Origin of the sequence: Paenibacillus sp. W2I17 (assembly GCF_030815985.1) — a bacterium.
In the GTDB taxonomy this organism is placed as follows: domain Bacteria; phylum Bacillota; class Bacilli; order Paenibacillales; family Paenibacillaceae; genus Paenibacillus.
This window is the reverse complement of sequence record NZ_JAUSXM010000001.1, coordinates 4,359,016-4,370,464: the sequence shown is the minus strand read 5'-3', so window position 1 is coordinate 4,370,464 and position 11,449 is coordinate 4,359,016. Positions and strand designations below refer to the sequence as shown.

At 48.2% G+C, this 11,449-nt stretch carries 8 protein-coding genes; all 8 read left to right on the top strand.

All coding sequences use genetic code 11. The features are described from left to right. The first annotated feature begins 51 nt into the window (after positions 1 to 51). The 8 genes from QF041_RS19575 to QF041_RS19540 all read left to right on the top strand — a co-directional run bounded on the left by QF041_RS19575 (position 52) and on the right by QF041_RS19540 (position 11,382). Positions 52 to 1,140, top strand: a complete 1,089-nt coding sequence (locus QF041_RS19575) for a low temperature requirement protein A (RefSeq protein ID WP_076210224.1) — start codon at positions 52 to 54, stop codon at positions 1,138 to 1,140. Positions 1,141 to 1,406: 266 nt separating this feature from the next. Then, a complete protein-coding gene (locus QF041_RS19570) occupies positions 1,407 to 4,190 on the top strand; it encodes a glycoside hydrolase family 3 C-terminal domain-containing protein (protein WP_307415385.1) in 2,784 nt (927 codons plus the stop codon). A 188-nt stretch (positions 4,191 to 4,378) separates the two neighbouring features. Beyond that, the gene (locus QF041_RS19565) at positions 4,379 to 4,570 is read left to right on the top strand and encodes a hypothetical protein (RefSeq protein WP_062837718.1); all 192 of its coding nucleotides are present in this window, start codon (positions 4,379 to 4,381) and stop codon (positions 4,568 to 4,570) included. Between the two features lie 484 nt (positions 4,571 to 5,054). Then, positions 5,055 to 5,822 carry a copper homeostasis protein CutC gene (locus QF041_RS19560; protein WP_307415384.1) on the top strand — a complete coding sequence of 256 codons (768 nt, stop codon included), beginning with the start codon at positions 5,055 to 5,057 and terminating at the stop codon, positions 5,820 to 5,822. 31 nt (positions 5,823 to 5,853) lie between these two features. Then, positions 5,854 to 7,314: an alpha-L-fucosidase gene (locus QF041_RS19555; RefSeq protein ID WP_307415383.1), complete on the top strand. Its 1,461-nt coding sequence runs from the start codon at positions 5,854 to 5,856 to the stop codon at positions 7,312 to 7,314. Position 7,315: 1 nt separating this feature from the next. Then, positions 7,316 to 9,097, top strand: a complete 1,782-nt coding sequence (locus tag QF041_RS19550; RefSeq protein WP_307415382.1) for a glycoside hydrolase family 35 protein — start codon at positions 7,316 to 7,318, stop codon at positions 9,095 to 9,097. 105 nt (positions 9,098 to 9,202) lie between these two features. Then, positions 9,203 to 10,069, top strand: a complete 867-nt coding sequence (locus QF041_RS19545; protein ID WP_307415381.1) for a sugar phosphate isomerase/epimerase family protein — start codon at positions 9,203 to 9,205, stop codon at positions 10,067 to 10,069. Positions 10,070 to 10,323: 254 nt separating this feature from the next. Continuing rightward, on the top strand, positions 10,324 to 11,382 hold the full coding sequence (locus tag QF041_RS19540) for a Gfo/Idh/MocA family protein (RefSeq protein WP_307415380.1): 1,059 nt from the start codon (positions 10,324 to 10,326) through the stop codon (positions 11,380 to 11,382). Positions 11,383 to 11,449 lie beyond the last annotated feature (67 nt).

The following is an 11,449-nucleotide window of genomic DNA, read 5'->3' as shown; positions in this document are numbered from 1 at the left end:
ATTCTGTCATCGAAGTGTATGTGTAAATTAAAACCAAAGGAGCATTGAAGGATGATGGAGAAAAAGGTTACCTGGCTGGAGCTGTTTTACGATCTGCTCTTTGTAGCAGCGGTCGCCAAAGCGGGTCATGTCTTATTGCATGCCGAACACGGAGTAATTACGTTTGAATATCTAATGAAGTTTGTGCTTATTTTTATCCCTGTTTGGTGGGCATGGGTTGGTCAGACCTTGTTTATTAACCGCTATGGTCAAGACATCCTGATCCATCGAATATTCCTCATCCTTCAGCTTCTGTCCGTTATGGTCATGACGGCGAGCCTTTCTACTCATTTTGACCAATACTACCTGTCCTTCTTCGTTGGATATATCGGTTCACGGGCATTTACGGCGATTCAGTATCTGACGGTTCACAAGTCGAAAAGCGAGCATCAACAGCAAGCCGCTCGTTACTTGGGTATCTGTTTCCTCATTGGGATCTTGATCTCATCAGGTTCATTGTTCTTCGATTCCTGGTTACGCTACTTGATTTTGTATGTGGGGATTGCCGTGGATATTGTACTTCCGTTGATTGGACGTAAAAACTTGGTGAAAGTGCCCGTTCAGACCCATCACTTGTTGGAACGTTTCGCACTCTTTACACTTATCCTGCTTGGTGAATCGGTGGTAAGCATTATCGCTGTGCTGCAAGCCGATCATTGGGATATGAAATCCATCCTGTTTGCCGCCTTTACGTCCATCTTTGTCATTGCGATGTGGTGGCAGTACTTCGACAACGTGGAGAAAAAGGTCAGCAAAGAGATTCAGACTGCCGGGCAAGCGATCATATACGGCCATCTGTTCATCTACATCTCCATGAGCATGATCGCTGCTTCAATTCAGCTGTTATATCAGAATCAGTTAAACTATGTGTTCATGCTAGGGTTTGTGTTTGGATCAACGCTGCTATATTTCTTGTCGACCTCACTTGTGTTCCACCGTTACAGACACGCACATCTACGACTCCGGCCACGTCATCTGGCAGTGATGGTAGGGTTGCTGGTGGCATTTGTCCTTGTTGATCTGATCTATCGGGTTCCGGGTTATGTCATCATGGGCGAAGAGATGTTATTCTTCCTGGTGTATGCGAAACTTACAACTTGAAATAGTGATCTAAAATCAAGAAAAGTCACGGACAACAGGCGTCCGTGGCTTTTTATTATGCCGCTAATCCTGGACATTTTTTAATAATATAAATAAAGCACAAATCTAATTTAATTTCTTCTATAGAATCTGTTAATATGAGACTATGTACAAGTGAATCTACCAGATCATAGAATATCTTTTATATCAAATGAGCGTACGTTTTGTTAGTTCATTTTATATATAGCGATTCGTAGATATGGGGATGACAATCAGGAGGGAAATCATTGAGCACACATCAAATCGGGGTTCCATTGGAAGGGTTTGCAGAGTTTAGTCGTACGGTTGCCGCAGAAGGAGCCGTTTTACTCAGAAATGAAGGCCAAGTGCTTCCACTTCGTGAAAACGAAAACGTTTCAGTTTTCGGACGGATTCAAGTCAATTATTATCGCAGCGGCACAGGTTCAGGCGGTAGTGTTCATGTGGCCTACACAACGAATCTATTGGATGGTCTGCGCAGCAAAAAGAATATTACGGTGAATGAAGAGCTGGCAGCTGTCTATGAGAAGTGGATTGAGGAAAATCCATTTGATGATGGCGGAAAAGTATGGGCGGCTGAGCCATGGAATCAGAAAGAAATGCCTTTGACGGATGAACTGGTTGCACAGGCCAGAAGCAAGTCTAGCAAAGCCATTATCGTTATTGGACGTACAGCAGGAGAAGACCAGGATAATGCGGATGCGCCAGGAAGTTACCAACTGACAGAAGATGAGAAAGCGATGTTGAAGCAAGTTACTTCGCAGTTCGAACACACAATTGTTGTGTTGAATGTCTCAAATATCATCGACATGAGCTGGTTAAACGAAACGTATCTACATCCGATCCAAAGCGTAATTTACTCCTGGCATGGCGGTATGGAGGGTGGTAATGCGATTGCCGATGTGCTGGCGGGGGACGTTACACCAAGCGGTAAACTGACAGATACGATTGCATATTCCATTGAAGATTACCCTTCGACAAGCAACTACGGTAATGAGTTCAAGAACCTGTATCAGGAAGATATCTATGTAGGTTATCGTTATTTCGAAACGTTTCGACCTGAGCGCGTTCAGTTTGAATTCGGTTACGGCCTGTCTTATACGACGTTTTTGGCCCAGCACGAAGAAGCAAAATCAGTGTCCAAAGACGGTGAAACCTACATTGAAGTTCGTGTAAATGTGACCAACTCAGGCACAACATATGCGGGCAAAGAGGTTGTGCAGGTCTACTATGAAGCACCACAAGGCAAACTGGGACAACCGGTGAAGGCTTTGGTGGCTTTTGGCAAAACAGGATTGTTGCAGCCGGGCGAGTCAGAACTTCTGACGATCAGCTTCCCGATCCATGCCATGGCATCCTATGATGATGCGGGTGTTACAGGTTTTGCTTCCGCGTACGTATTGGAAGAAGGCACATACCGACTGCATGTAGGAACCAGTGTGAAACAAGTGCAGCATATCAGCATTGATGGCCAGGATGGCTATATTATTGAATCTCTTCAAGTGGTGGAGCAACTGCAAGAAGCGATGGCCCCAACTGAAGATTTTACACGGATGAAACCAGGTTCGCGCAAGGAAGATGGATCTTATGAACTGACTTATGCAGAAGTACCGAAACGTAAGATATCCATGGCGAACCGGATTGAGCAGAATCTCCCACAAACGCTGGAGCAGACGGGTAATCAGGGCCACAAGCTGAGTGACGTTAAGGCTGGCAAAGTGAGTCTGGAAACCTTCATCGCTCAACTGAGTGATCAGGATCTGGCGGCGATTGTCCGTGGTGAAGGCATGAGCAGTCCGCTCGTTACTTCGGGGACGGCATCTGCATTTGGTGGTGTCAGCGACAGCCTGTTTAACTACGGTATTCCGGTAGCATGTACGGCAGATGGCCCGTCCGGTATTCGTATGGATAGTGGCGAGAAGGCGACACAGGTATCCATTGGTACGTTGCTTGCGGCGACATGGAACAAGGATCTTGTTGAAGAGTTGTATGTGATGGAAGGACAGGAATTGCTGAGAAATCAGGTGGATACCCTGCTCGGACCTGGACTCAATATCCGCCGGAGCCCGCTTAATGGCCGGAACTTTGAGTACTTCTCCGAAGATCCACTGATCTCGGGTGTATTTGCCGCAGCATGTACGAAAGGTATCATGAAGGGTGGTTCCAATGCCACACTGAAACACTTTGCCTGCAACAATCAGGAGAAACACCGCAGTAAAGTAGATGCTGTTGTCTCCGAACGTGCACTGCGTGAAATTTACCTGAAAGGGTTCGAAATCGCTGTAAAAGAAGGCGGAGCGAACTCCATCATGACTTCCTACAACCCGGTTAACGGGCACTGGGCGGCATCCAATTACGACCTGAATACGACGATCCTGCGCGGCGAATGGAATTTCGAGGGTATCGTAATGACCGACTGGTGGGCGATTATGAACGATGTGACCGAAGGTGGAGAGGCTGATCGCAAATACACGAACTGGATGATTCGTGCGCAGAATGATCTCTACATGGTTGTGCCGAACTACGGCGCAGAGATTAATGGCTGGGACGATAACACGATTGAATCCTTGGAAAATGGAACACTTACGCGCGGAGAACTGCAACGTTCCGCGATTAACATCTGCAAGTTCATCATGAATGCACCGGTGTCCGGCAGAAAGCACGAGATCGTGGAGAACGTCGCTTCATTCCAAGCGAATGCATCCCTATCTGTTGCACAAGCTCAGGCACTGGTTGAGAACGCACAGGTGAAACCTGAAGTAGCTGAACCCGTCTACATGAAAGTGGACGAGGCCGGCCATTATCGGATTATCGTACAGATCATGTCCCCTGAGCCGGAACTCGCTCAAAGTGCATGTAACCTGCTCCTGAATGACCAGTTGGTAACTACCATTCAAACAAATGGTACGGAAGGTAAATGGATCAGACAGAAACTTGTCAAAGTAGATCTTGAAGCAGGACTGTATGAATTGAAACTGGACTTCACGAAACCAGGCCTCCAGATTGACTGGATCGAATTCAAACAGGTGTAGAAGATAATCGGAATATCAGGAGATAAGAGCAATCGAAAGGTTGTTCTGTCATCCAAAGCAGAATACGTTGGTATATGACAAAGGACACTGTACGCGGGTGTCCTTTGTTGTAACACAGAATAGCTACTGTTATGATAGTGTTATGAGATTCGTAGTTCTGAACAATGGGGTCAGGGGTGTTGCGAGGAATGAGAAATTATAATTTTTTGAGTCCAATCCTGCTGGTCGTGGTGGCGCTGATTGTGAGAGGCCTGGTGACTAACCTGGGAGTTCTTTTCGGATTATCACAAGAAGTGGCGAGTAATATTGCCATGATAGCCATGATCATTGCTGCACTGATCATGTTTAATCGAATGACGAAGGCTCGGCGTAAAAAATAGAAAAAGCTCGGATAACCAGAAGGTTATCCAAGACACGAAGACACCCTCCGGGTGTCTTTTTTTGTATTGACGTTCTGATCCTAACGTTTTAGACTATTGCTAATTGATAATAACATTATAAATAACAAAAATAACAAAACTCATCAAACAAAGTATATGATGTCCGTTGCACTCTCTATTTGCTAGCCCATTCCGGTCCCCAAAGGAGAATCCAATCATGAAGATCATTGCCGATAAACCATATATCGTTCAGGAAGGTCAGCCTTTGCAAATTGCAATCTGGAAGCTGACCGTCGTCCATAATAATGAAGAAGGACCGCAGGAGCACTGATGATGCGCTTTGTCGGTCCTTTATGTCATGGAGCAGTGTAGTGTACAAGTACGATGATGTTCATGAATGCTGGAACGATCGGATGAGAAAGCGGGTTAAGCATTTCTGATGTGAGCGCGTCTTATGATTAATATTGATGAAGGGAGCGACCTTATGGAAAGACAGCCTGTATTGGAAGTCATTGCTGTGAATGTGGAAGATGCCAAGGCAGCTGAAGAGGGAGGGGCCGATCGGATTGAGCTGGTGTCTGCGATGTCTGAAGGAGGACTTACCCCCAGTTATGGTGTCATGGAGCATGTGGTCTCCCAGGTATTCATTCCGGTGTATGTCATGATCCGTCCCCACAGCCGCTCGTTCCGCTATAGCGCAGATGACATCCACGCCATGACCCGTGATATTCGCGTGGCGAAGGAACTTGGAGCCGCTGGCATCGTGATCGGAGCCCTCACGGGAGAGGGTGAAGTGGACCTTCTATCCTTGCAATCATGTATGGCGGAAGCTCAGGGTTTGGGCGTTACGTTTCATCGTGCAATTGATGTGAGCGCAAGCCTGACTGAGGCACTCAAGGCCATTAACACATTGGGCAACGTGGAGCGTGTGCTTACATCGGGAGGGAAACGGACAGCGCCTGAAGCCATACTGGAACTGAAACAGATTCAGGAACTGGGGCAAACCTTGAACATCGCTGTCATGGCAGGGTCTGGGGTCACCATAGAGGGAATTGAAACGCTAGTGAGTCAGACGGGCATCACGGAGATCCATATGGGATCAGGTGTACGCCGTGAAGGAAGCTTTGACCATCCCGCAGATTCGCAGCTTATCGCTCAAGCCAAGCAGCAGTTATTGCATGCATCACAGCCATTCATGGACAGTAGTGCAATCCGTAACGGTCCAAAAAGCAAGGATGGTCCAGTGACATAGGAATGCACGAAATAAAAGGAGGGATAACACCATGAATCATGAACTGCAATCAGCCGAATGGATTACAACCGCAGCGCAGATCCGCCCATCCGAACGCCAGTTGAGATGGCAGGAGATGGAGTTTTACGGGTTTATTCATTTTACGGTAAATACATTCACGGATCGGGAATGGGGCACTGGGGAGGAAGACCCGTTGATCTTCAATCCTTCTGAACTGAGCGCAGCGCAATGGGTGCAGGCGTGCAAGGCTGCCGGGATGAAGGGGCTGATTTTGACGTGTAAGCATCATGATGGATTTTGTTTGTGGCCAAGTCAGTTTACAGCGCATACGGTCGCGGCTAGTCCGTGGAGGAACGGTACGGGGGATTTGGTTCGGGAAGTCGCCGATGCCTGCCGTGAGGGCGGATTGAAGTTTGGCGTGTACCTGTCTCCTTGGGATCGGCATGAAGCCACTTATGGAGATTCCGAGAGGTATAACGAGTTTTTCCTCCATCAGTTGCGCGAGCTGCTCACGAATTATGGCGACATCTTCTGTGTATGGTTTGATGGCGCGTGCGGAGAAGGTCCAAATGGCAAAAGGCAGGTCTACGATTGGGATGCATACTACGCACTTATTCGTGAACTTCAGCCCGAAGCTGTCATCTCGGTATGTGGTCCGGATGTTCGCTGGTGTGGCAATGAGGCGGGACACACACGGGAATCGGAATGGAGCGTTGTGCCAGCGCATATGCAGGATAATGAGAAGATTCAGGAGCAATCGCAGCAGGTGGATGATGGCGAGTTTGCCAGAAGGATAAATACGCAGGACAGTGATTTGGGGAGCCGAGAGATCATTCGTTCCCAAGGTGACCCACTGATCTGGTACCCTGCCGAGGTGAATACCTCAATTCGCCCGGGATGGTTCTATCATGCCAGTGAAGATGATCAGGTCAAAACACTGGAAGAACTACTCGCCGTCTATTACGGCGCAGTGGGGGGCAACGCCACCTTTTTACTCAATCTGCCACCGGATACGCGTGGTCTCATTCACGAACGGGATGTGGAGCGACTACAGGAATTGGGAGATTCACTGCGTACCATTTTTCAGGAAAATTTGGCCTTGCAGGCGCTGGTAAAAGCATCGGAGACGATGGATGAACAACATGCCGTATCGGAAGTGCTGACGGAACACAGGGATACGTATTGGTGTCCGCATGAAGGAACGGAGCAGGCTTGGATCGAGCTGGATTTGCAGGAAGAACGATCGTTTGACCGGGTGGTACTGATGGAACATATCCAGACAGGCCAACGGATTGAGCGTTTTACACTGGAGTCGCAGAGGGCAGATGGTGGTTGGGAAGAGTTTTACAAGGGGACGGTGGTGGGGCATAAGCGAATTTGCTGTTTCCCACAGGTCACATCGAGAAAGATGCGATTAAGCATTCATGAATCCAGATGGTGCCCAACGTTGTCTAGGTTAGGCGTATATCTGAGCGAGCGGGGAGGGTTGTAAAATGGCGGTGCTGACGTATAAAGGTTCACAATTTATGTATGATGGTGAGCCCATTCGGATTTTGTCGGGTGCCATCCATTATTTCAGAGTGGTCCCCGACTATTGGGAGGATCGGTTACTCAAGCTGAAAGCCTGCGGTTTCAATACAGTGGAAACGTATGTGCCGTGGAATGTTCATGAGCCGCAGCCGGGGCAGTATTGTTTTGAAGGCATGGCTGATCTGGAACGTTTTATTCGCATTGCGGGAGATGTGGGTCTGCATGTGATTGTTCGCCCAAGTCCTTATATATGTGCCGAGTGGGAGTTTGGCGGATTACCTGCCTGGCTGCTCGCGGATGATGACATCCGTCTTCGGTGTAATGATGCAAAATTTCTGGCGAATGTGGATCGCTATTATGATGTGCTTTTGCCCAAATTGAAACCTCTTCTTAGCACCCATGGCGGGCCGATCATCGCAATGCAGATTGAAAATGAGTACGGCAGCTTCGGGAACGACGCTAGTTACCTGCAATATTTACGTGATGGCATGGTGGAGCGCGGTATAGATGTGTTGTTATTTACCTCGGACGGACCGACAGACCACATGCTGCAAGCGGGATCGGTGCCAGGACATCTGGCTACGGTTAATTTTGGATCAGGAACGGAAGGAGCGTTCGCCAAGCTGCGTGAATATCAGGCGGACGAACCTTTAATGTGCATGGAGTATTGGAACGGCTGGTTCGATCACTGGGGTGAGTCGCATCATACCCGAGAAGCCGCAGATGTGGCTGGTGTGTTTGAGGAGATGCTTCGAGCAGGAGCTTCCGTTAACTTTTATATGTTCCACGGTGGAACAAACTTTGCATTTTACAACGGGGCGAACTGTCAGCAGAAGGATCAATACGAACCAACGATTACAAGTTACGACTATGATTCACTGCTCAGTGAATCCGGGGAGCCGACAGCGAAGTTCCATGCGGTGAGGGACCTTATTGCTCAGTATAGCGGCGAAGATCTGGGTGAGCTTGTGCTGCCAAAATCGAAGGGGACTATCGCCTATGGGCGAGTGGAGTTGAACCAGCAGGCGCCATTACTGGCGCAGTTGGACCGGATATCAGCCCCGGTGCAGCGTACGAATCCGGAACTAATGGAGAAGCTGGGTCAGGATTATGGCTTTATTTGTTATCAAACCCGAATATCCGGGCCAAGGGAGCGACAGGAACTGGTGGTTCAGGAGGTTCGTGACCGTGCGCTTGTGTTTGTTGATGGGCAATTTCAAGGTGTGCTCGAACGGGGCAATACGGAATTATCGGTATCCTTTGAAGTGCCGCCAGAGGGCGCAGAACTATTGATCCTTGTTGAAAATATGGGGCGAATCAATTATGGTCCGTACCTGAGAGATCCGAAGGGGATTACGGAGGGGGTGCGACATGGCTTTCAATTTTTATATGATTGGACGATTCATTGTCTGCCATTAACTGATCTGTCGGATTTGCAATTTAGTAATGTGATTGACGAAGCAATTAACGAAACAGTTAATGAAGTACAGGGACCAGCATTTTATCGAGGAGAGTTTCATATCACGGATGTAAGAGATACTTTTCTGCGTCTGGATAAATGGACCAAGGGAGTTGTATTTGTAAACGGATTCAATCTGGGGCGCTACTGGAATAAAGGACCGCAAAAAACATTGTATGTACCTGCTCCGCTCCTTCACGAAGGTGAGAATGAAATCATTGTATTCGAACTACATCAGACGTCTGAACTGGCCGTAAAGTTCGTGGATACACCGGATTTGGGCTAGGAAAAGGAAAATAGTAGAGCCAAACGATTATTGAGAATTGTCGTGTCCACCGGAAAAAGGTATACGTTGGGTATGGACATCGACTACAGGAGAGGATGAGGGAAAATGAAAGTTGGACTCAGCACCTACAGTCTGCAACAAGCACTGGATCGCAAAGAATTAACCGTGCCAGATGCCATTCGCTGGATCGCCGATCAGGGCGGAGAACATGTGGAGATTGTGCCGATGGGGTTCAGTCTGATCGATAACCCGGAGTTGATTGATGAGATCAAAGCTGTGGCAAAAGAGGTCGGGATCGATATTTCCAATTATGCCATCGGCGCTAACTTTGCTGTGCAGGAAGACGCCAAAGCGTTGGAGCAAGAGATCCAGAATGTGATGCGACATGTGGATGTGGCTGCTGCGCTCGGTGTGAAGATAATGCGTCATGATGTGGCTTTCCGCCCTGCATCAGAAGGGACTGTAGCACAGTTGGAGATTGACCTGCCGGTACTGGTGAAGGCTTGTCAGCGGATAGCCGATTATGCAGCAGATTTTGGAATTACAACAAGCGTTGAGAACCATGGGTACTATGTGCAGTCGAGTGAGCGAATTCAGCGTTTGTTACACGAAACGGCGCGGAATAACTTTAAGACCACGCTGGATGTCGGCAATTTCCTCTGTGTGGACGAAGACCCGGTGAGTGCCGTAAAAAATAACATTCCGTACGCGTCGATCGTGCACGCCAAAGACTTCTACTGGAGACCTTCCTACCGAAATCCCGGTGAAGGCTGGTTCCAAACCTCGCATGGCAATTACCTGCGCGGCGCCATTGTGGGCCATGGCGATATCGACATGCCTGAGGTGTTCCGTGTGTTGAAACAATCCGGGTATGACGGATATATCTCGGTAGAATTTGAAGGCATGGAAGATTGTAAAACCGCCTCACGCATTGCCATGGATAACGTTCGCCGCCTATGGGAAGAGGCATAGGGCTGAGTACTTGTTTTAAATGAAATATGACTTGTTACGTATGGTTCAAACAGAAAGTTAGTTCAGTCAGGAAAAGTAGTGGAGGGGGCGAAATCGATTCTGAAGAAACGAAGTGTTCGCCTTTATCACCGGATTTCCCCTTTGCAATAAGGGGATTAAAGAAATCTGGGGATAAGAGCGATCGGAAGAACGATTCGCAACCGGAACGTCTACTCCGCAGAACTTTAAATTTTATTTATGGAGGAATCAGCACTATGTCCAAATTGAAAGTCGCCGTTATCGGTGCCGGATCCATATCCGATTGCCATTTGCAAGCCTACGCCAGTAACCTGGACGTTGAAATATACGCTATCTGCGACCTGAATGCAGAACGTGCCACAGAAGTGGCGAAGCAATATAATGCACCTCATGTGTTTACCGATTACAAAGAATTGCTCGCACTGCCTGAGATCCATTCCGTCAGCATCTGTACATGGAACGACTCCCATGCGGAGATTAGTATTGCTGCCCTGGACGCGGGCAAAAATGTGTTATGTGAGAAACCACTCTGCCAAACGGTGGAGGATGCCCTCGAAGTAGAGAAGGCGGTTCATCGCAGTGGAAAGCTGCTGCAAGTCGGTTTTGTTCGCCGATATAGCGACAATGCACAAATTCTGAAGAAGTTTATCGACGAGGGTGAGCTGGGCGAGATCTATTATGCCAAAGCCTCCAGTCTTCGTCGTCTGGGCAATCCGGGTGGCTGGTTCTCGGATATCAACCGTTCTGGTGGTGGTCCGCTGATCGATATCGGGGTGCATGTAATCGACATTTGCTGGTATCTCATGGGCAGACCAAAGGTGAAATCCGTCTCCGCCAACGTGTCCAATCGATTGGGAAACCGCTCGAATATTAACAATCTGTCGTTCTACAAGGCAGCGGACTATGACGCGGGGCAGAACACCGTTGAGGACATGGCGAATGCCCTGATTCGTTTCGAGAACGGTGCGAGCCTACTCGTGGATGTCAGCTTCACGCTCCATGCTAAAGCGGATGAGACTTCGGTAAAGCTATATGGCGATAAAGGCGGTGCCGAGCTGGAGCCGGAAATTTCGATCATTAGCGAGAAATTCAACACCATTTTGAACATGACGCCACAGGTGGATTTCAAATCATTCGACTTTATGGGATCGTTCCGCAATGAAATCAACCATTTTATCGATAGCACACAGGGCCGCAAAGAAACACTTAGCCCAGTAGAAGACGGCGTCGAGGTCATGAAGATGCTCTGCGCCATCTACGAATCAGCCCGTCAGGGCCGCGAAATCACACTGTAAAAGGGGCGTTGCAATAAGGGAATATTCTACGTTGATACTTTACTACTCCCGTGGCATTAAAAGTTAT